The 26,703-nt window shown below is 74.0% G+C and carries 2 protein-coding genes; both read left to right on the top strand.

The window, feature by feature from the left end:
• Positions 1–79 precede the first annotated feature (79 nt).
• Complete coding sequence (locus ACIOGX_RS01490) at positions 80–12,127, top strand: type I polyketide synthase (RefSeq protein ID WP_401909256.1); 12,048 nt, start codon at positions 80–82, stop codon at positions 12,125–12,127.
• Between the two features lie 53 nt (positions 12,128–12,180).
• Complete coding sequence (locus ACIOGX_RS01485; RefSeq protein ID WP_401909253.1) at positions 12,181–26,688, top strand: type I polyketide synthase; 14,508 nt, start codon at positions 12,181–12,183, stop codon at positions 26,686–26,688.
• Positions 26,689–26,703: the final 15 nt, after the last annotated feature.

Here is a 26,703-nt window from a genome sequence, read left to right as displayed (position 1 = left end):
GCGGCGTCGCCAAGAAAAGCGTTTCGATTCTGGTGGACGACTGACGAGAGCAGAGGCTGCCATGTGCGAATCAGCACGAGTGGACACCGGCACTGTCGCCGTCATCGGGGCCGCGCCCGCGGTACCGGTGCGGGCGGAGCGCGATCCCGGCGCGCTGACCGAACTGGCCGGTATGCCGCTACCCGCGGACCGAACGGCCGAACTGGAGTCCGCGTGGGCGGCCTGTGAAGACGCGGGCGTCGGAGCCGACGACCCGTCAGGCGTCGGTGTCTATCTGGCCGCCGGCGGAGCGGGCACGGACGACGCCGACGGGCTGGCGCGCGTGCTCGGCTTCCACGGCCCGAGCCGGACCGGGCACGACCCGGTCGCCGAGGCCGTCGCCGCGGTGCGGTCCGGCGAGTGCGACGTGGCCCTGGTCGGGGCGGACGGGGCCTTCGCCGTGCTCACGCGTGGGAACGGCGCGCGGACCGGGACCTTCGCCTACCGAATAACCACCGACGACGAGTGGCCGGACGCCGTCCCCGCGCTGGTCGAGGCCGCGTTGCGCGCGGGCCGTCCCGAGCCCGGCCGCGCCGCGCCGGACGGGCCCGCCGTCGCCATCGCGCTGTCGGCGCACAACCAGGACGCGCTGCGCGCGCGGGCCGCCGACCTGCACGCTCTTCTCGGCGCCGAGCCGGCTCTCCCGCTCGTCGACCTCGCCTTATCCCTCGGCTCGTCCCTCACCACGACGCAACCCGCGTTCGGTCAGCGCGCTGTGTTCGTCGGCGGGGACCGTACGCGGCTCGCCGACGAGTTACTCGCCGTCAGCGAGGGCCGGCCGGTACCGGGGCTCGCGACCGGAGATCCCGCGCGAGCCGCCGCGAACGGTGTCGCCTTCGTGTTCCCCGGGCACGGGCCGCAGTGGCTGGGCATGGCCGACGAATTACTCGAAGAATCGCCGGTGTTCGCCGAGCAGCTGCACGCCTGTGTGGAAGCCCTCACACCGTTCGTGGACTGGCCCGTGATGGACGTGTTGCGCGGCAGGACGGACACACCGTCGCTCGACCGGCCGGATGTGGGCCAGCCCGCGCTCTGGGCGATGATGGTCTCCCTGGCCGCGCTGTGGCGGTCCTGGGGCGTGGAGCCCGGCGCTGTGATCGGTTCCAGCGTCGGCGAGATACCCGCCGCCACGGTCGCGGGCGCCCTGTCCGTCGAGGACGGCGCACGGGCCGTGGCCCTGTTCAGCCAGGCGCAGGTGCACCTGCTCGAACGCGGTGTGATGGTCTCCGTGCTGGCGTCCGCCGACGAGGTACGCGAGCGGCTGACCCGCTACGAGGGGCTCGACCTGGCCGCCGTACACGCCCCCGGCTCCGTCCTGGTCTCCGGGACCGAGGACGCGGCCACCGAACTGCTGGCCGAACTGGCCGCCGACGGCATCAGGGCCAGGAGCATCGCGATCCGCCTCGCGGCGCACGGCCGCCAGGTCGACTCCGTGCTCGACGCGATGCGCGACGGCCTCGCCCCGATCACACCACGCCCGACGGACGTGCCCATCTACGTGGCCACGACGGGCACGAGGGTCGACCCGCTCACACTCACCGCCGACCACTGGTGCCGCAACCTCCGCAACACCGCGGACTTCGAGAGCGCCACCCGCGCCGCGCTCGCCGCCGGGCACCGCCTGCTGCTGGAGTCGAGCCCGCACCCCGTCCTCACCAGGGCCATGCAGGAGACCGCCGAGGACGCCGCCGTCGAGGCCGCCGTCATCGGTACGCTGCGCAAGGAGAAGGGCGGCGCCGGCCAGATGGTCTCCGCGCTCGCCGAACTCCACGCGCACGGCGTGCTCCCCGACTGGCGGTCGGTGTTCGCGGGCCGGGACGCGCGCGCGGTGCCGCTGCCCGCGTATCCGCTGCACCCGGCGCCCGCGGCCGGCCCCGCCCCGTCGCTGGCCGACCGGCTCGCGGACGCCCCCGACCGCATCGAATTCCTGATCGACCTGGTCCGCGCGCAGGTCGCCGCCGTCGTCGGCGGGGACATCGACTCCTCCGCCTACGCGGACGCCCCGCTGCTGGAGCTGGGCGTCGACTCGGCGGGCGCGGTGGCGCTGCGCAACCTGGTGAACGCGGCCACCGGCCTGAACCTGCCCGTGTCGGCGGTCTTCGACAACCCGACGTGCCGCGGCCTCGCCGAGCTCATCAGTCGCGTCCTGCTCGGCGAGCCGGCCGAGGACGACGAACTCGTGGCTCCCGCACAGCTCGGGGACGACGAGCCGATCGCCGTCGTGGCGATGAGCTGCCGCCTGCCCGGAGGTGTGAACAGCCCCGAGGACCTGTGGGAGATGCTGTCCACGGGCGGCGAGGGCATCACCGCGTTCCCCACCGACCGGGGCTGGGACCTGGACGGGCGCTACGACGAGGACGCCGAGCGGGCGGGCGGCTACTACCAGCGCGAGGCCGGCTTCCTGCCCGACGTCACCCAGTTCGACCCGGAGTTCTTCGGCATCGCGCCGCGCGAGGCCCTGGCGATGGACCCGCAGCAGCGACTGCTGATGGAGATCGCCTGGGAGGCGCTGGAGCGGGCGGGCCTCGACCCGAAGGAGCTGCGCGGCAGCCGGGCGGGCGTGTTCGTGGGCGCGATGACGATGGACTACGGGCCGAGGCTGCACGAGGCGCCCGCGGACCTGGAGGGCTACCTCCTCACCGGCAACACCGGCAGCGTCGCGTCCGGCAGGCTCTCCTACACGTTCGGGTTCGGAGGGCCCTCCATCTCCGTCGACACGGCGTGCTCGTCCTCGCTGGTCGCCCTGCACCTGGCCGTGCAGTCGCTGCGGCGCGGCGAGTGCCCCCTCGCACTCGCGGGCGGTGTCACGGTCATGCCGTCGCCCGGCATGTTCGTGGAGTTCAGCAGACAGCGCGCGCTGGCCCCCGACGGGCGGTGCAAGGCCTTCTCGGCGAGCGCGGACGGATTCGGCCTCGCCGAGGGCGGCACGATGGTGCTGCTGGAGCGGCTGTCCGACGCGCGGCGCAACGGGCACCCCGTGCTCGCCCTGATCAAGGGCACCGCGATCAACCAGGACGGCGCGTCCAACGGCCTCACCGCTCCCAGCGGTCCCGCGCAGCGCCGGGTGATCCGGCAGGCGCTCGCCAACGCGGGCGTGGAGGCCGCCGAGGTCGACGCCGTCGAGGCGCACGGCACCGGCACACGGCTGGGCGACCCGATCGAGGCGGACGCGCTGCTCGCCACCTACGGCCGGGAGCACCCGGCCGACCAGCCGCTCCTGCTCGGCTCGTTGAAGTCGAACATCGGCCACACGCAGGCGGCGTCCGGCGTCGCCGGCCTGATCAAGATGGTGCTCGCGCTGCGCCACGGCGAGCTGCCCGAGAGCCTGCACATCACCGAACCCACTCCCCACGTGGACTGGTCGTCGGGCGCGGTGTCACTCGTCACCGAGACCACGCCGTGGCCGCAGTCCGCGCACCCCCGGCGGGCCGGTGTGTCCTCGTTCGGCATCAGCGGCACCAACGCCCACGCCGTGCTGGAGCAGGCGCCCGACGAGACCCCGGTCGAGCCGCCCTCCCCGTCCGAGCCCGTCCCGATGGTGTTCTCCGCGTCCACGGAGGACGCCCTGCGCGCCCACGCCGCCCAGCTCGCCGCCGCCGCGGAGCGGCTGGCACCGGCCGACATGGCGAACGCCCTGCTGTCCCGGTCGGTGTTCGACCACCGGGCCGTGGTAGTGGCAGGCGGAGCCGACGCGCTGACAGCGGTGGCCCGAGGGGGCGAGTCCGCTCGCATGGCGATCGGCGTCGCACGGCCCCCGGGCAAGGTGGCGTTCGTCTTCCCCGGCCAGGGCTCGCAGTGGCTGGGCATGGGCGCCGCGCTGGCCGAGTCGTCGCCGGTGTTCCGCGACTCGCTCGACGCGTGCGCCGAGGCGCTCGCCCCGCACGTGGACTGGTCGCTGTGGGACGTCCTGGCCGACGGCGCCGAACTGGACCGGGTCGACGTCGTGCAGCCCGCGCTGTTCGCCGTGATGGTGTCGCTGGCCGCGCTCTGGCGCTCGTACGGTGTGGAGCCGGACGCGGTGGTGGGGCACAGCCAGGGCGAGATCGCCGCCGCCCATGTCGCGGGCGCGCTGTCGCTGGCCGACGCCGCCAAGATCGTCGCACTGCGCAGCAGGGCGCTGCCCGCGCTGTCCGGCCAGGGCGGCATGGTGTCGCTGGCCGCGACGGTCGACGACGCCCGCACGCGGATCGCACGGTGGGACGGGCGGATCTCCGTCGCCGCGATCAACGGACCCGGCTCGGTGGTCGTGGCGGGCGACGCCGACGCCCTGGACGAACTGGTCGAGTCCTGCGCCGCCGACGGCGTACGGGCCCGGCGGGTCCCCGTCGACTACGCGTCCCACTCACCGCACGTCGAGCGCATCCGGGACACACTGGCGACCGTGCTGGCCGGGGTGGAACCCATGCCCGCGCGCGTGCCGATGCTGTCCACCGTCACCGGGGAGTGGCTGACCGGGACCGAGGTGGGCGCGGAGTACTGGTACCAGAACCTGCGCGAGACCGTACGGTTCGAGGACGCCACCCGCGGCCTCCTCGACCGGGGCGTCGGTGTGTTCGTCGAGTGCAGCCCGCACCCCGTGCTCACCATCGGGGTGCGCGAGACGCTGGACGCGACCGGTGCCGACGCCATCGTGGTCGGCACACTGCGCCGGACCGACGGTGACCTCGACCGGTTCCTGCTCTCCGCCGCCGAGGCCTATGTGGAGGGTCTGCCCTTCGACTGGCGTGCCGTGGTGCCCGCCGGGCGGCAGGTGGACCTGCCGACCTACCCGTTCCAGCGCAGGCGGTTCTGGATCGACGAGCCGGCCCGTCCCACGGCGGCCGGCGACCCGGCGCTGGAGGAGTTCTGGTCCGCGGTGGAGCGGGGCGACCTCGCCGAGACGCTGGACGTGCCCGCCGACGCGCCGCTGACCGACGTCCTGCCCAGCCTGGCAGGCTGGCGGCGCCGCAGGCAGGAGCGGTCCGCCGTCGACTCGTGGCGCTACCGGGTCACCTGGCGCCCGCTCGCCGCCCCCGCCTCGCCGGTCCTGACCGGCACCTGGCTCGTGGTCGGCTCGCCGTCCGAGGCGGAGCACCCGTGGCGTGCGGCGGCCGTCGACGCGCTGCGCGCCCACGGCGCCGACGTCCTGGAAGCCGACGGCTCGGTGGAGTCGCTGCGCGCCGCGGGCGTCGTGCCCAGTGGTGTGCTGTCCCTGCTGGCGCTGGACGAACGGCCCGACCCCGCGGCGCCGGCCGTCCCGAGCGGACTGTCCGGCACGCCGGAGCTGGTACGGGCGCTCGGCGAGGCCGGAATCGGCGCCCCGCTGTGGCTGGCCACGACGGGCGCGGTGTCCGTCGGACGGTCCGACCCGCTGACCCACCCGGCGCAGAGCCAGCTGTGGGGCCTCGGGCTCGCCATCGGCCTGGAGCACCCGGACCGCTGGGGCGGCATCGTCGACCTCCCCGTGACCCCCGACGCCAGGACCGCGACACGGCTCGCCGCCGTCCTGGCCGGGCAGAACGACGAGGACCAGCTGGCGATCCGCGCCTCCGGCGTGTCCGTACGACGGCTGACCCCGGCCCCCGCGCCCGCGGCTCCGGCTCCCTGGCGCGCCCGCGGCACCGTACTGATCACCGGTGGCACCGGCGCCATCGGCGGCCAGGTCGCCCGCTGGCTGGCGTCCAACGGCGCCGAGCACATCGTGCTGACCAGCCGCAGTGGCGCCGACGCCCCCGGCGCCCACGAGCTGGAGGCCGAGCTGACCGCGCTCGGCGTCCGGACCACCATCGCCGCCTGCGACGCCGCCGACCGTGCCGCGCTGGCCGACCTGTTCGCCCGGTTCGACGCCGACGGCGCACCGATCCGCTCCGTCTTCCACGCGGCGGGCACCGTCCCGTCCCTGCCGCTGGCCGACACGTACACCCCCGACCTCGCGTACGCCCTGGCGGCGAAGGCCGTCGGCGCCGCGCACCTCGACGAGCTGTGTGCCGGGCGCGAGCTGGACGCGTTCGTCCTGTTCTCCTCCGGGTCCGCGGTCTGGGGCAGTGGCGAACTGGGCGCGTACGGCGCCGCCAACGCCTTCCTCGACGGCCTCGCGCAGCGCCGCCACGCCGACGGCCTGCCCGCCACCTCCGTCTCCTGGGGCATGTGGGCGGGCGAAGGGATGGCGGCCGGCGACCTCAACGACCAGCTGCGCCGCAGGGGTATGCGCCCGATGCGGCCCGAACTCGCGGTCGGCGCGCTCGCCACCGCCCTCGCGACGGGCGAGACGACCCTGACGGTCGCGGACGTCGACTGGGCCCGCTTCGCCCCCGGCTTCACGGCGGCCCGCTCGCGCCCGCTGATCAGCGAGATCCCCGACGTCGTCGCCCTGGCCGAACAGGACACGGCGGAACAGCCTGCCTCCGGCGGGGCACTGGCCGACCGGCTCGCCGGGCTCACCGAGGCCGACCAGCACCGGCTCCTGCTCGACCTGGTGCGCGGCCACGCGGCGGCGGTCCTCGGCCACGACGGCCCCGACGCCGTCACACCGGACCGGGCCTTCCGCGAGCTGGGCTTCGACTCCCTCACCGCCATCGAGGTCCGCAAGCGCCTCAACACCGCCACCGGCGTACGGCTGGCCACGACCGTCGTGTTCGACCACCCGACGCCGGACGCGCTCGCCCGCCACCTGCACACCGTGGTGCTCGGCGAGCGGGAGACCGCCGCGCCGGCCGGCCGGACCGCGACCCGTGACGCCGACGAGCCGATCGCGGTGGTGGCGATGAGCTGCCGCTACCCCGGCGGCGTGCGCGGACCCGAGAACCTCTGGTCCCTCGTCATGGACGGGCACGACGCCATCGGTCCCTTCCCGGACGACCGGGGCTGGGACACCGACCGGCTGTACCCGGCCGACGCGGAGGCCCAGGGCCACAGCCGCACCCTGGAGGGCGCCTTCGTCGACGACGCGGGCGGGTTCGACGCGGGCTTCTTCGGTATCGCCCCGCGCGAGGCACTGGCGATGGACCCCCAGCAGCGGCAGGTACTCGAACTGGCCTGGGAGGCCTTCGAGCGGGCGGGCATCGACCCGTCCTCGGTACGCGACAGCCTCACCGGCGTGTTCATCGGCGCCTCGCCGCAGGGCTACGCCGGCACCCTGGAACAGGCGACGCCCGAGATGGACGGCTACCGGCTGACCGGCGACGCGCTGAGCGTCATGTCGGGCCGGATCGCCTACTCGCTGGGCCTGCGCGGGCCCGCCGTCACCGTCGACACCGCGTGCTCGTCCTCGCTGGTCGCCCTGCACCTCGCGATGCAGGCGCTGCGGTCGGGGGAGTGCTCGATGGCCCTGGCGGGCGGCACGGCGATCATGGTGACACCGACGCCCTTCGCCGAGTTCAGCCTCCAGGGCGGCCTGGCCCCCGACGGCCGGTGCAAGCCCTTCGCCGACGCCGCCGACGGCGTCGGCTGGGGAGAGGGCGCGGGCCTGGTCCTGCTGGAACCCCTCTCCGCCGCCCGCGCCAACGGCCACGAGGTGCTCGCCGTCGTCCGCGGTTCCGCGATCAACCAGGACGGCGCGTCGAACGGACTGTCCGCACCGAACGGCCCCGCGCAGCAGCGAGTCATCCAGGCGGCCCTCGCCAACGCCGGCCTGACCGCCTCGGACGTGGACGCCGTCGAGGGCCACGGCACGGGCACCCGGCTCGGCGACCCCATCGAGGCGCAGGCACTGCTCGCCACCTACGGCCAGAACCGCCCCGCCGACCGGCCGCTGCTGCTGGGCGCGCTGAAGTCGAACATCGGCCACACCCAGGCCGCGTCGGGCATCGCGGGCATCATCAAGATGGTGCAGGCGCTGCGGCACGGCGTACTGCCGCGCACCCTGCACCTCGACCGCCCGTCCCAGCACGTGGACTGGACGACCGGCGCCGTGGAACTGCTGGCCGACGAGCGCCCGTGGCCGGAGACCGGCAGGCCGAGGAGGGCCGCCGTCTCCGCGTTCGGCGTCAGCGGCACCAACGGCCACGTCATCCTCGAACAGGCCGAGCCCGTCACCCCCGCGCCCGCGGACGAGCCCGACGGCCGCACCCTGGCCTGGGCGCTGTCCGCCCGCGACACCTCGGCGCTGCGCGAGCAGGCCGTCCGCCTGGCGACCGCCATGGACGAGCGGCCCGAGCTGTCGCCCGTGGACATCGCCGCGACGCTCGCGGCCGGGCGGGCCGCGCTCGACCACCGCGCGGTCGTTCTCGGCACCGGCACCCCCGAACTGCGCGCCGGACTCGACGCGCTGGCCCGGGGCGCGGACGACCCGGCCGTCGTACGAGGCACCCCCGACGGCGGTAGGCTCGCCGTACTGTTCTCCGGCCAGGGCTCCCAGCGCATCGGCATGGGCCGGGAACTGTACGAGACGCACCCCGTGTTCGCCGACGCGCTCGACGAGGCGTTCGCCCACCTCGACCCGCTGCTGGCCGTGCCGCTGCGCGACGTGGTCTTCGGCGACGACCAGGCCGTGCTGGACCGCACCGAATACGCCCAGCCCGCGCTGTTCGCCGTCGAGGTCGCGCTGTACCGGCTCTGGGAGTCCTGGGGAATGCGCCCCGACGCGCTCGCGGGCCACTCGATCGGCGAACTGGCCGCCGCGCACGTGGCGGGCGTGTTCTCGCTGGCCGACGCGTGCGCGATAGTCGCCGCGCGCGGCGCGCTCATGCAGGCACTGCCCGCCGGCGGCGTCATGGTCGCGGTGCAGGCCACCGAGGACGAGATCGCGCCGGAGTGCTCCGAGGACGTCGGGATCGCCGCCATCAACGGCCCGAACTCGCTCGTCCTGTCCGGCAGCGAACTGGAAGTGCTCGAACTCACCGACCGCCTCAAGGCACAGGGCCGCAAGGTGACCCGACTGCGGGTCAGCCACGCGTTCCACTCGCCGCTCATGGAACCGATGCTGGCGGAGTTCCGCCGCGTCGTGGCGGGCGTGACCGCCAACCCGCCCGCGCTGCCGATCGTGTCCACACTGACCGGCGCGCCCGTCGACGCCGAGGAACTGGCCTCGCCGGACTACTGGGCACGGCACGTACGCCGGCCCGTACGGTTCGCCGACGGTGTCACGGCGCTCGTCGCGCAGGGCGTGACGACGATGGTGGAGGTCGGGCCCGGCAGTGTGCTCACCGCGATGGGCCAGGACAGCGCCCCCGACGCCGTGTTCGTGCCGACGCTCCGCACCGACCGGCCCGAAGCGGACACGCTGACCCTCGCCGCCGCGCAGCTCCACGTCCGGGGCGCGCGGCTGGACCTGGCCGCCGTGCTCGGCGACCGCGGCAGCCGCGTCGACCTGCCCACGTACGCCTTCCAGCACGACCGGTACTGGCTGACCGCCGCCGTCGCCCCCGCGGGCGACGGGGCGACGGCGGCCCTCGGTGTCGCCGCCGGCGACCACCCGCTGCTCCGGGCCGCCGTCGCGCTGCCCGACTCCGACGGCGTCGTGTTCACCGGCAGGCTGTCCACCCGGACCCAGCCGTGGCTCGCCGACCACGGTGTCGGCGACCGGGTGCTGTTCCCCGGCACGGGCTTCCTCGACCTCGCCCTGCACGCCGCGGGCCACTGCGGACTCGACGAGGTCGAGGAGCTGACCCTGCAAGCCCCGCTGGTCCTGCCCGAGCGCGGCGGCGTCGCCCTGCGGGTCGCGGTCGGCGCGGAGACCGACGACAGGCGGAGCATCCGGGTCCACTCGCGGGCCGAGGACGCCGACCGGGACGCGCCATGGACCGAACACGCCACCGGCACGCTCACGACCGGCGACGCACAGCCGACCGAACTGGCCGCGTGGCCGCCGCGGGGCGCCACCCCGATGGACGTCGACGACGTCTACCACCGCCTCACCGAACTCGGCTACGACTACGGGCCCGTCTTCCGCGCGCTGCGCGCCGCCTGGCGCCTCGACAGCGATGTCTACGTCGAAGTGGCCCTGGAGGACGCGACCGGCGGCGAGGGATTCAGCCTGCACCCCGCCCTGCTCGACGCCGCGCTGCACGCCCCCGTGCTGCGCGCACTGGACGAGACCGGCGGCGGCCCCCGGCTGCCCTTCAGCTTCACGGGCGTACGGCTGCACGCCGTCGGCGCGTCGACGCTGCGGGTGCGCTGGACGCCCACGGGTCAGGACGAGATGGCGCTGGCCGTCGCGGACCAGACCGGCAGGCCCCTGGCCACCGTCGAGTCGCTGGTGATGCGACCGGCGGAGCTCAAGAAGGTCGCCTCCCGAACCACCGACGCCCTGTTCGCCCTGGAGTGGACGCCCGTCGACGAGACCGGGGACAGCCCGGTCGGGCTCGCCGTGCTCGGCGCGGACGCGGACGGCCTCGGCCTCGACGCGCCGGCCGTGTCCGGCTTCGGCGCCCTCGACGGTGTGACCGACCTGCTCGCCCCCTGCCCCCGGCCGTCCGGCGGGGACGACGGCAAGGCGGCGCGGGAAGCGGTGTCCTGGGCACTGACCCGGGCCCAGGACTGGCTCGCCGACGAACGGACCGCGGACACCCGCCTGGTGTTCGTGACCCGCGGCGCCGTCCACACCGACGCGCCCGACCCGGCGCACGCCGCCGTGTGGGGGCTCATACGGTCGGCGATGACCGAGAACCCCGGCCGGTTCGCGCTCCTCGACCTCGACGACACCGAGGAATCCGCCCTCGCCGTACCCACCGCACTGGCCTCCGGCGAGCCCCAACTCGCCGTACGGGCCGGACTGGTGACGGCGCCCAGGCTCGCCCGCGCCACCACCGGCACCCCGCCCACCCCGCCCGGCGACGGCCCGTGGCCGACGGACCCGGACCGCCCCGTGCTGGTCACCGGCGGCCTCGGCACACTCGGCGCACTCGTGGCACGGCACCTGGTCGCCGACCGGGGCGTCCGGAACCTCGTACTGGCAGGTCGCAAGGGCCCGGCGACCGAGGGCGCGGAGGAACTGCGCGACGAACTGGTCGCGCTGGGCGCCGAGGTGTCCGTGGCGGCCTGCGACATGGCCGACCGCGACGCGGTGGCGGCCCTGCTCGCCTCGCTGGACCGCCCGCTCGGCGCGGTCGTCCACGCCGCGGGCGTCGTCGACGACGGCGTACTGGAGTCGCTGACACCCGAACGGGTCGACCGCGTATTCGGCCCGAAGCTCGACGGCCTGCTCCACCTGGACGAGCTGACCAGGGGCACCGACCTGTCCGCGTTCGTCGTGTTCTCCTCGGCGGCCGGGATCCTCGGCAGCGCGGGCCAGGCGAGCTACGCCGCCGCGAACGCGGCGCTCGACGCGGTCGTACGGCGCCGCCACACGCTCGGCCTGCCCGGCGTCTCGCTGGCCTGGGGCATGTGGGCCGCCGCGAGCGGCATGACGGCGGGACTCGACACGGGCGACCGGGCCAGGCTCGGCCGCTCCGGCATCCTCGAACTGCCCACCGAGGACGGGCTCGCACTGTTCGACGCCGCCGCCCAGGACGGCCGCGCCACGCTCGTACCGGTCCTGCTGGACACCGCGGCGCTGCGCGGACAGGCGGCGGACGGCACACTGCCCCAGATGCTGCGGGGCCTGGTCCGCGCCCCCGCCCGCCGCGTCACGACGACGGCCCCCGTCGCGACCACGACGTTCGCCGACACCATCGCGGGCCAGTCCGCCGCCGACCGCGAACAGACCGTGCTCGACCTGGTCTGCGCGCAGGTCGCCGCGACGCTCGGCCACTCCGGCGACGCCCACGTCGATCCCGGTCGCGCGCTGCGGGACCTCGGATTCGACTCGCTGACCTCGGTGGAACTGCGCAACCGGCTCACCGCGGCCACCGGGCTGCGGCTGCCCTCGACGCTCGTCTTCGACCACCCGTCGGCCGCCGCGATCACCCGGCACGTGCTCACGCTGCTCCCGCGCACCGAGCCCGATCCCGAGACCGGCGTGCTCGACCAGCTCGACCGGCTGGAGAGCGCGCTGCTCGCCCTCACCGACGACGGCGCCGCCACAAAGGCGGACCTGCGGCTGCGCGCCCTGCTGGCCAAGTGGAGCGACACCCGGACCGGTGACGCGGTCGAGGACATCGAGTCCGACCTCGACTCGGCCACCGACGACGAACTCTTCGGCTACCTCGACAACGAACTCGAGACCTCGTGACCGGGCCGGACCGCGTCGATCTCGCCCCCACCGCTGTAAGGAGCGCACGCCAGATGGAGAACGAGGACAAGCTCCGCGACTACCTCAAGCGGGCCACCACCGACCTGCGCACCACACGCCGGCGTCTGCGCGAGGTCGAGGAGCGGGAGAACGAGCCCATCGCGATCATCGGGATGAGCTGCCGCTATCCCGGTGGTGTCGAGTCGCCGGAGGACCTGTGGCGGCTGCTGGCCGACGGCGGGGACGCCGTCGTGGAGTTCCCGGCCGACCGCGGCTGGGACACCGAAGCGCTGCACAACCCCGACCCGGATCACGTCGGTACCTCGATCACCCGGCACGGCGGATTCCTCCAGGACGCCACGGGCTTCGACCCGGCGTTCTTCGGAATCTCACCGCGTGAGGCGCTGGCGACGGATCCGCAGCAGCGGCTGCTGCTGGAGACCTCCTGGGAGGCCTTCGAGCGCGCGGGCATCGACCCGTTACAGGCCAAGGACACCAGGACCGGCGTGTTCGCGGGCGTCATGTACAACGACTACGCGACACGGATGTCGCAGGCGCCCGAGGGGTTCGAGGGCTTCCTCGCCAACGGCAGCGCCGGCAGCATCGCGTCCGGCCGGATCGCCTACACGCTCGGCCTGGTCGGGCCCGCCGTCACGGTGGACACGGCATGCTCGTCGTCGCTGGTGGCGCTGCACCTCGCGATGGTCGCGCTGCGCCGCGAGGAATGCTCGCTGGCGCTCGCCGGCGGCGCCACGTTCATGTCCACGCCGCGCACATTCGTCGAGTACAGCAGGCAGCGCGCGCTGTCCGTGGACGGCCGCTGCAAGGCGTTCTCGGACAGCGCCGACGGCACCGGCTGGGGCGAGGGCGTCGGGATGCTGCTCGTGGAGCGGCTGTCCGACGCCCGCCGCAACGGCCACCAGGTACTGGCGGTCGTACGCGGTTCCGCGGTGAACCAGGACGGCGCGTCCAACGGCCTGACCGCGCCGAACGGACCGTCCCAGCAGGCGGTGATCCGTCAGGCGCTGGCGAGCGCGCGGCTCACCCCGGAGCAGGTGGACGCGGTCGAGGCACACGGCACCGGCACCACGCTCGGCGACCCGATCGAGGCCCAGGCCCTCATCGCGACCTACGGAGCCGAGCGGGCCGACGACCGGCCGCTGTGGCTGGGGTCGCTGAAGTCGAACATCGGCCACGCCCAGGCGGCGGCCGGGGTCGGCGGCATCATCAAGATGGTCATGGCGATGCGGCACGGTGTGCTGCCCAAGACCCTGCACGTCGATGAGCCGAGCAGCCACGTCGACTGGTCGGTGGGCACCGTGGCGCTGCTGACCGAGGGCCGGCCGTGGCCGGAGACCGGCGAACCCCGACGCGCCGGTGTGTCCTCGTTCGGCGTCAGCGGGACGAACGCCCACGTCATCCTGGAGGAGCCGCCCGCCGCCGATGAGCAGTCCACCGCGGACGTCGAGCCGCGGGCCACCGCTGTCGCGCCGTGGGCGCTGTCCGCCCGTACCCCCGACGGGCTGCGCGCGCAGGCGGACCGTCTCCTGTCCGCCGTGGAGGCTTCCGCCGACTTCGACCCGGTGGGGGTCGGCTTCTCGCTGGCCACGACTCGGAGCGTGTTCGAGCACCGCGCCGTCCTGCTGGCCGAGGACCGGGCCACCACCACCGACCGGCTCGCCGCTCTCGCCGAGGGGCGTGGTGGTCCGGGTGTCGCGGTGGGTGAGGCGACGCCGCACCGGCTGGGTTTCCTGTTCTCGGGGCAGGGCTCGCAGCGGCTGGGGATGGGGCGTGAACTGGCCGAGCGTTTCCCGGTGTTCGCCGAGGCGCTGGACGCGGTGCTGGGTGAGTTCGATCCGCGGGTGCGTGAGGTGCTGTTCGGTGAGGACGCCGACGCGCTGAACGAGACGGGTGTGACGCAGCCGGCGTTGTTCGCGGTCGAGGTGGCGTTGTTCCGCTTGCTCACGTCGTGGGGTGTGAGGCCGGATGTGCTGGCCGGGCATTCGATCGGTGAGCTGGCTGCCGCGCATGTGGCGGGTGTGTGGTCGTTGGCGGACGCGGTGAAGGTGGTGTCGGCGCGTGGTGCGCTGATGCAGGCGCTGCCGTCGGGTGGTGCGATGGTGGCGGTCCAGGCGTCCGAGGCCGAGGTGGCGCCTGAGCTGCCGGAGACCGTGGGTATCGCGGCCGTCAACGGTCCGGACTCGGTCGTTGTCTCCGGCGTTGCCGCCGATGTGGAGGCGGTCGCGGAGCGGTGGCGTGAGGCGGGGCGCAAGGTGTCCCGGCTGCGGGTCAGCCATGCGTTCCACTCGCCGCTGATGGACCCGATGCTGGACGAGTTCCGCCGGGTGCTGGAGGGCGTGTCGTACGAGGCGCCCGCGATCCCGATCGTGTCGACGCTGACCGGTGCGCGGGCCACGGCCGAGGAGTTGGCCTCGCCGGAGTACTGGGTGCGGCACGTACGCGGGTCCGTACGGTTCCACGACGCGGTCGTGGCACTGCGCGAGCGAGGCGCCGATGTCTTCCTGGAGATCGGTCCCGGCGGCGTGCTGTCCGGTCTCGGGCAGCTCAACGCCCCGGAGGCCGCCTTCGTACCCGCCTTGCGCGGTGACCGGCCCGAGCTTGTCGCGCTGACCGCCGCCGTCGGTCAACTGCACGTACGCGGCGTCCCGGTGAACCTGGCCGCCTGTTTCGACGACACCGGCGCGCGGCAGGTGGACCTGCCGACGTACGCGTTCCAGCGGGAGCGCTACTGGCTGGAAGCTCCGGCCGCCGACGAGGCCGTCGAGCGGATGTCGCCGGTGGAGGCGCGGTTCTGGGAGGCCGTGGAGGAGGGCGACCCCGATGATCTCGCCCGCACGCTCGATGTGTCGCCCGACGATCCGCTGAGTGCCGTGCTGCCCCGGCTCTCCGCCTGGCGCAGGAAGCAGCGGGACCGGTCCGCCGCCGATGACTGGCGCTACCGGGTCGACTGGCTGCCGGTAGCCGCCGAGGGGCGGCGGTTGGACGGTGCCTGGCTGGTGGTCGCGCCGGCCGGGGAGCCGCGTGCCGAGTGGGTCCGCGACGCACTGGTCCGGAATGGTGCGGACGTGCAGCTTCTGTATGTGGGTGCGGAAGGTGTGGACTGGACGGGTCAGTTGGGCGGGTTGCCCGCGCTGAGTGGTGTGGTGTCGCTGTTGGGGCTGGCGGGTGTTAGCGGTTCGGTGGTGCCCGAGGGTGTGGCGGGCACGATTGGTCTGCTGGGGGCGTTGGGTGGCGCGGATGTGCCGGCGCCGTTGTGGTGTGTGACGTCGGGTGCGGTGTCGGTGGGTGCGGGTGACGCGGTCGCCGGGTTCGAGCAGTCGATGCTGTGGGGTCTGGGCCGGGTGGCGGCACTGGAACACCCCGATCGCTGGGGCGGCCTGGTCGATCTGCCCGACGCGCGGGACGAGGCGACCGGCGACCTCCTTGCCTCCGCCCTCGCCGGAACGGCCGGCGAGGACCAGGTCGCCGTACGCGGCGGCGCGATCCTCGGCCGCAGGCTGGTGCCCGCGCCGCTCGGCGATGTTTCCGGGGAGGGCTGGGCGCCGCGTGGCACGGTCCTGGTCACCGGCGGTACCGGTGCCCTGGGCGGTCGGGTGGCGCGCTGGCTGGCGGAGCGCGGGGCCGAGCACATCGTGCTGGTGAGCCGGCGTGGCCGGGCCGCCGAGGGGGCCGACGAACTGGAAGCCGAGCTGGTCGAGTTGGGCGCGGACGTCACGTTCGCCTCCTGCGACATGGCCGACCGGGAGTCCGTCGCGGCGCTGCTGGAGAGCGTCCCGTCGCTCACCGCCGTCTTCCACACGGCGGGCATCGAGCGCTCGGCGACTCTCGCCGACCTCGACCCGGACGACCTCACCGACGTCGCCGATGTGCTGGCGGCCAAGGCCGACAGCGCCAGGAATCTGCACGAGCTGCTGGCCGGCACACCGTTGGACGCGTTCGTGCTGTTCTCGTCCATCGCCGGTGTGTGGGGCAGTGGCGGCCAGGCCGCCTACGGCGCGGCCAACGCCTACCTGGACGCCCTCGCCGACCACCGCAGGGCGGCGGGTCTGACCGCCACCGCGGTCGCGTGGGGTCCGTGGGGCGGCGGCGGTATGGTCGCGGACTCCGGGCAGGCCGCACACCTCCAGCGCAGGGGCCTGACCACGATGGCCCCCGAGGCGGCGCTCGCCGGACTCGGCACGGCCATCGAACACGGTGACGGGAAGGTCACCATCGCCGATGTCGACTGGTCCCGGTTCGCGGGCACCTTCATGGCGCGGCGGCCGAGCCCGCTGCTGCGTGAACTGCCCGAGGTCCGCGCCGCGTTCGACGCCGCTCCGGCGGCCGACGGTGGTACGTCGGCCCTCGCCCAGCGGCTCGCGGGCCTGGACGAGGCCGAGCAGGAGCGGGAGCTCACCGAGCTGGTCCGGTACGAGGCCGCCGCGGTGCTCGGCCATGTGTCCGCCGCCGCCTTCTCCGCGACCCGCGCCTTCAGGGAGCTGGGGTTCGACTCGCTGACGGCGGTGGAGCTGCGTACGCGGCTCAGCGAGGCCACCGGCGTCGCCCTGCCCGCGACCGTGGTGTTCGACTACCCGACAGTCGGGGCGCTCGCGGCCTGTCTCCGTGCTGAGCTGTCCGGTGTGGTGGCGGCCCCCACCGCCGCCGGTCCGGTCGCCGTGCCGGGGGTGACCGACGAGCCGATCGCGATCGTGGCGATGGCGTGCCGGTTCCCCGGCGGCGTCGAGTCGCCGGAGGACCTGTGGAACGTACTCCTGTCAGGTGGGGACGCCGTGTCGGAGTTCCCGGCCGACCGTGGCTGGGACGTGGAGTCCCTGTACGACCCGGATGCCGCCCGTGCCGGCACGTCGTACACCCGCATGGGCGCTTTCCTCGACCGCGTGGCGGACTTCGACCCGGCGTTCTTCGGGATCTCGCCGCGTGAGGCGCTGGCGATGGACCCGCAGCAGCGGCTGTTGCTGGAGACGTCGTGGGAGGCGTTCGAGCGGGCGGGTATCGACCCGAACTCGTTGCGGGGCAGCCGGTCCGGTGTGTTCGTCGGCACCAACGGCCAGGACTACACGACGTTGATGATGGCCGCGCCGGAGAGCGTCGAGGGCTACTTCGGCACCGGCAGCGCGGCGAGTGTCATCTCCGGCCGGCTGTCGTACACGTTCGGCCTTGAGGGCCCCGCGGTGACGGTGGACACGGCGTGCTCGTCGTCGCTCGTGGCACTGCATCTGGCGGTGCAGGCGCTGCACAAGGGCGAGTGCGAACTGGCGCTCGCGGGTGGCGTGACCGTGATGTCCACGCCCGCCGCGTTCGTGGAGTTCAGCAAGCAGCGCGGGCTGTCGGTGGACGGCCGGTGCAAGGCGTTCGGGGCGGGCGCGGACGGTACGGGCTGGGGCGAGGGCATCGGGATGCTGGTCGTCGAGCGGCTGTCCGACGCCCAGCGCAACGGCCACCAGGTGCTCGCCGTCGTGCGAGGCTCCGCGGTGAACCAGGACGGCGCGTCGAACGGTCTGACGGCTCCGAACGGTCCCTCGCAGCAGCGGGTGATCCGGGCCGCACAGGCGGCCGCGGGCCTCGCGCCGTCCGACGTGGACGCGGTCGAGGCACACGGCACCGGTACGACGCTGGGTGACCCGATCGAGGCGCAGGCGCTGCTGGCCACGTACGGTCAGGACCGGCCCGCCGACCGGCCGTTGTTGCTGGGGTCGGTGAAGTCGAACATCGGTCACACGCAGGCGGCAGCCGGTGTGGCGGGCGTGATCAAGATGGTCATGGCGATGCGGCACGGTGTGCTGCCGCGCACCCTCCACGCCGACGAGCCGTCGCCGCACGTGGACTGGTCCGCCGGCGCGGTGGAGCTGCTGACGGAGGCGCGGCCGTGGCCGGAGACCGGTCAGCCGTGGCGGGCGGGTGTGTCGTCGTTCGGGTTCAGCGGGACGAACGCGCACACCATCATCGAGCAGGCCCCCGTGGTGGAGCGCGAGGACGCCCCCGAGCCGTTGCCCGCCGGGACGGTCGTCCCATGGCTGGTGTCGGCCGGGAGCCCCGAGGCATTGCGGGAGCAGGCCGCGCGACTCACATCGTTCGTTGATGACTCGTCGGATCTGTCCGTGGCCGACGTGGGCCGCACGCTGGTGTTCTCGCGCGCGGCGCTGGAGCACCGCGCGGTGGTCGTCGCGGCGGAGCCCGCCGAGTTCCGGTCCGCTCTGGCCGCTGTCGCCGAGGGGCGCGGTGGTCCCGGTGTGGTGGTGGGCGAGGCGGAGACGCACCGGGTGGGTTTCCTGTTCTCGGGCCAGGGCTCGCAGAAGCTGGGGATGGGTCGTGAACTGTCCGCCCGCTTCCCGGTGTTCGCGGAAGCCCTGGATGCCGTGCTGGGTGAGTTCGATCCGCGGGTGCGCGAGGTCCTGTTCGGCGAGGACGCCGACGCGCTGAACGAGACGGGTGTGACGCAGCCGGCGCTGTTCGCCGTTGAGGTGGCGTTGTTCCGGCTGCTGGAGTCGTGGGGTGTGCGCCCCGACGTGCTGGCGGGCCACTCGATCGGTGAGCTGGCCGCCGCGCATGTGTCCGGTGTGTGGTCGTTGGCGGACGCGGTGAAGGTGGTGTCGGCGCGTGGTGCGCTGATGCAGGCGCTGCCGTCGGGTGGTGCGATGGTGGCGGTCCAGGCTTCTGAAGCCGAGGTCGTCTCGGACCTGCCGGACACCGTGGGCATCGCCGCGGTCAACGGTCCGAACTCAGTGGTCGTCTCCGGTGTGGCCGACGACGTGGACGTACTGGCGGAACTGTGGCGCGAGGCGGGCCGGAAGGTGACACGGCTGCGGGTCAGCCACGCGTTCCACTCTCCGCTGATGGAGCCGATGCTGGACGAGTTCCGCGCGGTGGTCGAGGGAATCGGGTTCGCTGAACCCGAGATCCCGATCGTGTCGACGCTGACGGGCCGGTTGGCGAGCGCCGAGGAGCTGGCCTCGCCGGAGTACTGGGTGCGGCACGTACGCGAGTCCGTACGGTTCGCCGATGCCGTCGGCACGCTCGTGGACGAGGGCGTGACCCTGTTTGTCGAGGTCGGTCCTGGCGGCACGCTGTCGGCGCTGGGCCAGGAGTCCGCGCCGGACGCGGCCTTCGTGCCGGTGCTGCGCGGTGACCGTCCGGAGGCCGTGGCGGCCACCACGGCCGCGGGACAGTTGCACGTCCGCGGTGTCCGGGTGGACTGGCAGCCCTTCTTCGGCGGCCGTGGTGCCCAGTGGCTCGACCTGCCGACGTACGCGTTCCAGCGCGAGCGCTACTGGCTGGACGCGCTCCCCGTCGACGACGGCGCCCAGCGCATGTCGCCGGTGGAGGAGCGGTTCTGGGAGGTCGTCGAGGGCGGTGACCTCGATGATCTCGCCCGTACGCTGGACGTGTCGTCGGACGACCCGCTGAGTGCCGTGCTGCCCCGGCTGTCCGCGTGGCGCAGGGAGCAGAGGGACCGTTCCACCGCTGATGGCTGGCGGTACCGGGTCGACTGGCGGCAGGTGACCGCCGGAAGCCGGCGGCTGGACGGTGCCTGGCTGGTCGTCGCGCCGGCCGGTGAGGACCGCGCGGAGTGGGTCCGTGACGCGCTCGCCCGGAACGGTGCCGACGCGCACGTACTGCGGGTGGCCCCGGAAGCCGACGACTGGGCGGGGCGGCTGACCGACCTGCCCGCGCTGAGTGGTGTGGTCTCGCTGCTGGGACTCGCGGACGCGGGTGTCGCGGCCACGATCGGTCTGCTGCGGGCGTTGGGTGACGTGGATGTGCCGGCGCCGTTGTGGTGTGTGACGTCGGGTGCGGTGTCGGTGGGCGCGGATGACGCGGTCGCCGGGTTCGAGCAGTCGATGCTGTGGGGTCTGGGCCGGGTGGCGGCACTGGAGCACCCCGGTCGCTGGGGCGGTCTGGTGGATTTGCCGGACGCGCGGGACGAGGTGACCGGTGATCTGCTGGCCTCGGTGCTCGCCGGGTCGAGCGGTGAGGACCAGGTCGCCGTACGCGGTGGCGGGATCCTCGGCCGCAGGCTGGTGCCCGCGCCGCTGAGTGCGGCCACCTCCGGCGCCGGCTGGACGCCGCGCGGGACGGTCCTGGTCACCGGTGGTCTCGGTGCCCTGGGTGGTCACGTGGCGCGCTGGCTGGCGGAGCGCGGGGCCGAGCACATCGTGCTGGCGGGCCGGCGTGGCCGGGCCGCCGAGGGCGCCGACGAACTGGAAGCCGAGCTGGTCGAGTTGGGCGCGGACGTCACGTTCGCCTCCTGCGACATGGCCGACCGGGAGTCCGTCGCGGCGCTGCTGGAGAGCGTTCCGACGCTCACCGCGGTCGTCCACGCGGCGGGCATCGAGCGCTCGGCCGCCCTCGCCGACCTCGACCGGGACGAACTCGCCGATGTGCTGGCGGCCAAGGCCGACGGCGCGAGGAATCTGCACGAGTTGCTGGGCGACGCACCGTTGGACGCGTTCGTGCTGTTCTCGTCCATCGCCGGTGTGTGGGGCAGCAGTGGGCAGGGCGCGTACGCCGCCGCCAACGCCTACCTGGACGCCCTCGCCGACCACCGCAGGGCGGCGGGCCTGCCCGCCACGGCCGTCGCGTGGGGTCCGTGGGGCGGCGGCGGCATGGTGGCGACCGCCGAACAGGCCACACTGCTGAACCGCTGGGGCCTGTCCACGATGGCTCCGGCCGGCGCGATCGCGGGTCTGGCCACGGCGCTGGAGCGCGGGGACGGGAACGTCGTCGTCGCCGATGTCGACTGGGAGCGGTTCGCGGGCACCTTCATGTCGCAGCGGCCCAGCTCGCTGCTGGGCGAACTGCCCGAGGTGCGCGCCGCGTTCGAGGCCGCTCCGGCGGAGCAGGGCCTGTCGGCACTCGCTCAGCGGCTCGCCGGCCTGGACGAGGCCGAGCAGGAGCGGCAGCTCACCGAGCTGGTCCGGTACGAGGCCGCCGCGGTGCTCGGTCACGTATCCGCCGACGCGTTCTCCGCGACCCGCGCCTTCAAGGAGCTGGGCTTCGACTCGCTGACCGCGGTGGAACTGCGTACGCGGCTCAGCGAGGCCACCGGCGTCGCCCTGCCCGCGACCCTCGTCTTCGACTACCCGACGGCCGCCGTACTCGCCGCCTACCTGCGGACCGAGTTGTCCGGTGCGGGCGTCGTCACTCCCTCCGCTCCGGTCGCCGTCGCCGGTGTGACCGACGAGCCGATCGCGATCGTGTCGATGGCGTGCCGGTTCCCCGGCGGGGTCCTGAGCCCCGAGGACCTGTGGGACGTGCTCCTCGCGGGCGGGGACGCCGTGTCGGAGTTCCCGGCCGACCGCGGCTGGGACGTGGAGGCGCTGTACGACCCGGACCCGGACGCGGTGGGGACCACGTACCTGCGTTCCGGCGCGTTCCTGTCGGACGTGAGCGGGTTCGACGCCGGATTCTTCGGGATCTCGCCGCGCGAGGCGCTGGCGATGGACCCGCAGCAGCGGCTGCTGCTGGAGACCTCCTGGGAACTGCTGGAACGGGCCGGCGTCGACCCGGAGTCGCTGCGCGGTGAGCGCGTCGGTGTGTTCGTCGGCTCGAACGCGCAGGACTACGGCCTGGTGCTGGGCAAGGCCACCGAGGACGTGGGCGGTCACATGGCGACCGGCAACGCCGCCAGCGTGGCCTCGGGACGGCTGTCCTACACCTTCGGCTTCGAAGGCCCCGCGGTGACAGTGGACACCGCCTGCTCGTCGTCACTGGTCGCCCTGCACCTGGCGGTGCAGGCACTGCGGTCCGGCGAGTGCTCGTCCGCACTGGCGGGCGGTGTCACCGTGATGTCCACGCCGGGCGCGTTCATCGAGTTCAGCCGCCAGCGCGGACTGTCGATGGACGGCCGGTGCAAGGCGTTCTCCGCCGACGCCGACGGCACGAGCTGGGGTGAGGGCGTTGGCATGCTGCTCGTGGAGCGGCTGTCGGACGCCCAGCGCAACGGGCATCCGGTGCTCGCCGTCGTCCGCGGTTCCGCGGTGAACCAGGACGGCGCGTCCAACGGTCTGACCGCTCCGAACGGTCCCTCGCAGCAGCGGGTCATCCGCCAGGCGCTCGCGAGCGCGGGTCTGGCTCCGTCCGATGTGGACGCGGTCGAGGCGCACGGCACCGGTACGAGGCTCGGTGACCCGATCGAGGCGCAGGCGCTGCTGGCCACGTACGGTCAGGACCGGCCCGCCGACCGGCCGTTGTTGCTGGGATCGGTGAAGTCGAACATCGGACACACGCAGGCGGCAGCAGGTGTCGCCGGTGTGATCAAGATGGTCATGGCGATGCGCCACGGAGTGCTGTCGAAGACACTGCACGTGGATGAGCCGTCGCCGCACGTCGACTGGACGGCGGGGGCGGTGGAACTGCTCACCGACCAGCGCGCGTGGCCCGCCGTGGACCGGCCGTGGCGGGCGGGTGTGTCGTCGTTCGGGTTCAGCGGGACGAACGCGCACGCCATCATCGAGCAGGCCCCCGCCGGGACACCGGCCGACGCCGAACCCGGTGAGCCGGCTGTCGTGCCCTGGATCTTGTCGGCGCGGTCCGGCGAGGCACTGCGCGAACAGGCGTCCCGGCTCCGCGAGGAGTGCGAGCACGAGACGGCCGCCTCGGTCGCCGATATCGCCCACTCGCTGCGGTCCCGGACGGTCTTCGACCACCGGGCCGTGGTGGTGGGGCTGGACCGGGAGGAGTTCCTCTCCGGGCTCACCGCCCTGGCCGACGGCCGTGAGGCGCCGAACGTCGTGACCGGTGTGGCGGAGAACCCCGGCGCCGGCGTGGTGTTCGTCTTCCCCGGCCACGGCTCCCAGTGGGTCGGCATGGCGCTGGAACTGCTGGAGTCCTCCCCGGTGTTCCGCACGCGGATGGAGGAGTGCGCACGGGCGCTGGACGAGTTCGTCGACTGGTCGCTGCTGGACGCGATCGGCGACGCCGGCCTGATGGAGCGGCTGGACGTCGTCCAGCCCGCCCTGTTCGCGGTGATGGTGTCGCTGGCCGCCACCTGGCGGTCGTGGGGCGTCGAGCCGAGCGGCGTACTGGGGCACTCGCAGGGCGAGATCGCGGCGGCGTGCGTCGCCGGCGCCCTGTCCCTGGAGGACGCGACGCGGCTGGTCGTCGTACGGAGCAAGGCGCTGGCCTCGCTGTCCGGTCAGGGCGGCATGGTGTCGGTCGCGCTCGGCGTGGCCGCCGTACGGGAGCTGCTGACCCGTTGGGACGGCCGGCTCGCGGTCGGCGTCGTGAACGGCCCCGCCTCGGTCGTCGTCTCCGGCGACATCACCGCGCTCGACGAACTCGTGGAGGTCTGCGCCGAGGAAGGGGTGTGGGCACGGCGGGTCCTGGCGGACTACGCCCCGCACTCCCACCACGTCGAGCGGATCGAGGCGCAGCTCATGGAGGCGCTGGCGGACGTGTCACCGCGCTCCGGCGACGTGCCGTACTACTCCCCGCTGACCGGCGGGTGGCTGGACACGCGTGAGATGGACGCCGCGTACTGGTACCGGAGTCTGCGGCAGACGGTGGAGTTCGCCGACTCCGTCTCCGCCCTGGTGGCGGAGGGCTTCACAACCTTCGTCGAGGTGAGCCCGCACCCGGTACTGGTGGCCGGCCTGGGCGAGCTGGTCGGCGCCGACGGCGTGGTGGTCGGCTCGTCGCGGCGCGGGGACGGCAGCCTGGCCCGGCTGATGACCTCGGCGAGCACACTGTTCGTACGCGGCGGCCAGGTGGAGTGGGAGCTCTCCGGGGCACGGCGGGTGGACCTGCCGACGTACCCGTTCCAGCACCAGCGCTTCTGGCCCACGACGGCGCACACCGCGTCCGGCGACGTGACCTCGGCCGGGCTGGGCCGGGTGGACCACCCCCTGCTCGCCGCCGTCACCGAACTCGCCGACTCCGAGGGCCTGGTGTTCAGCGGCAGGCTGTCCCTGCGCACCCACCCGTGGCTCACCGACTACCGCGTCCTGGGCACCGCCGTACTCCCCGGAGCGGCCTACACCGACCTCGCACTGCGCGCAGGCGACCACGTCGGCTGCGCGTCGCTGGACGACCTGGTGCTCGGGGCGCCCCTGGTGCTGCCCGAGCGGGACGGCGTTCAGGTGCGGCTCAGCCTCGACGGGCCGGACGCGTCGGGCAGGCGGGCCTTCACCGTCGATTCCCGGGGCGATGAAGGCGGAGCCTGGACCCGCCACGCCACCGGCACCCTGGCGGCCGAGGCGGAACCCGTCACCGACGACCTCATCGCCTGGCCGCCGAGCGAGGCCGAGCCGGTCGAGCTGGACGGCCACTACGCCACCCTCGCCGCCTCCGGCCTCGACCACGGCCCCGCCTTCCAGGGGCTGCGCGCGGCCTGGCGCAAGGGCGACGAGGTGTTCGCCGAGGTGGCGCTGCCGGACGGCCTCGCGGACGAGGGCTTCGGCCTGCACCCGGCTCTGCTGGACGCCGCGTTGCACGTCATCGGGCTCGGGGTGAGCTCGGAGGGGCTCCCGTTCTCGTGGGCCGGGGTGCGGCTGCTGGCCACCGGCGCGACGGAACTGCGGGTCCGGTTGACGCCGGTCGGCGTGGACGCCGTCGCGGTACTGGTCGCCGACGGCCACGGCGAGCCGGTCGCCGCTGTCGACGAGCTGAGCCTGCGGCCCATCTCGGCCGACCAGTTCACCCTCGCGCGGTCCGCCCACCGCGACTCGCTGTTCGAGGTCAAGTGGGTGCCGATGCCGGACGCCGCTCCCGACAGCGGCACCTGGGCGGTCCTCGGCGGCGACACCGCCCGGTCGGCCCACGCGCTCACCGCGGCCGGTGAACCGGTCGACGAGCACGGCGACCTGGCCGCGCTGCTGGCCGCCGTCGACGCCGGCGCGCCGGTGCCCCGGTTCGTGGCCGTGACGCCGGGCGAGGGCGCGACAAGCCCCCGCGAGGCGACGCGCCTCACCCTCGAACTGCTCCAGAAGTGGCTCGCGGACGACCGGTTCGCCGAGTCGCGGCTCGTACTGCTGACAAGCGGCGCGGTCGCGGCCGGACCCGAGGAGGACGTCCCCGACCTGGTGCGCGCTCCCGCGTGGGGCCTGGTGCGCTCCGCGCAGTCGGAGCACCCGGCGCGGTTCGTACTGGTCGACGTGGACGGGCACGAGAAGTCGCTGCGCAGGCTGCCCGCCGCGGTGGCGACCGGAGAGCCACAGGTCGCGATCAGGAACGGCGCCGCCTCGATGGCCAGGCTCGCACCGCTCGCCGTTCCGGCCGACGCGCCCGAGCCGCCGGCGTTCGCCCCCGACGGCACGGTCCTGATCACCGGTGGTTTCGGCATGCTCGGCGGCTTGACCGCGCGGCACCTCGTCACCCACCACGGAGTCCGGGACCTGGTCCTGACCGGCAGGCGCGGCGCGGCAGCGCCGGGTGCCGAGGAGCTGACCCGGGAGCTGGAGACACTGGGCGCGCGGGTCACGGCCGTGGCCTGCGACGTGAGCGACCGCGACGCGGTCGCCGCACTGCTGGCCGAACACCCCGTGACCGCCGTCGTCCACACGGCGGGCGTACTGGACGACGGCACGATCGAGTCGCTGACCCCGGAACACGTCGACGCGGTGTTCCGCCCCAAGGCCGACGCCGCGCTGCACCTGCACGAGCTGACCCTGGGGACGGACCTCACGGCGTTCGTGCTGTTCTCCGCCGTCGCCGGTGTGTTCGGCAGCCCCGGCCAGGGCAACTACGCGGCGGCCAACACGTTCCTCGACGCGCTCGCGCAGCACCGCCGGGCCGCGGGACTGTGCGCGACCTCGTTGGCCTGGGGTCTGTGGGCCGAGGCCAGCGGTATCACCGGCCACCTCGACGACGCCGATGTGCGGCGGATGGCGAGGGGCGGCATGGCCCCGCTGTCCTCCGAGGACGGCATGGCGCTGTTCGACGCGGCGCGCGCGACCGGCGCCGCGACCGCGGTACCCGCCGCGATCGACCTGGCCGCGCTGCGGGCCCACCCGGAGCAGGTGCGACCGCTGCTGCGCGGTCTGGTACCCACGCCCGCCCGCCGGTCCGCGCGGTCCGGCAACGGCTCCGGCGCGGTACCGCTCACCCAGCGGCTCGCGGGCCTCACCGAGGCGGAGCAGGACCGCGCGCTGGTGCACCTCGTACGTACCCACACCGCGGCCGTGCTCGGCTTCGCCGGACCCGAGACCGTCGAGGCGGACCGGGCGTTCAAGGAACTCGGGTTCGACTCGCTCACCGCCGTGGAGCTGCGCAACAGGCTCGACGCCGAGGTCGACTCGCGACTGCCCGCCACCCTGGTCTTCGACCACCCGAACCCGGCGGCGCTCGCGGCCCACCTGCGGACGACGGTGCTCGCCGACCACGGCACACCCGCCGCCGCGGTGCTCAGCGAACTGAACAAGCTGACGATCGACATCTCCAAGCTCGACCCGGACGACGCGCTGGTCGGGGACATCCGGCTGAGGCTTCGGTCGCTCCTGTCCACATGGGACGACAAGGAGGCCGAGGTCGCGGTGGACGACCTGAACTCGGCAACGCTGGACGACGTGTTCGACATCATCGACGAGGAACTCGGCAACTCCTGATCCACGGGTCCCGAG

Source organism: Streptomyces sp. NPDC088147 (assembly GCF_044741565.1).
Taxonomy (GTDB): domain Bacteria; phylum Actinomycetota; class Actinomycetes; order Streptomycetales; family Streptomycetaceae; genus Streptomyces.
Note: the sequence above shows the minus strand (reverse complement) of the source record. Positions and strands in the feature narration are given on the sequence as shown.

Coding starts and splice junctions, on each gene's coding strand:
- ACIOGX_RS01485 (WP_401909253.1), top strand. CDS start 12,181: ATGGAGAACGAGGACAAGCTCCGCGACTACCTCAAGCGGGCCACCACC.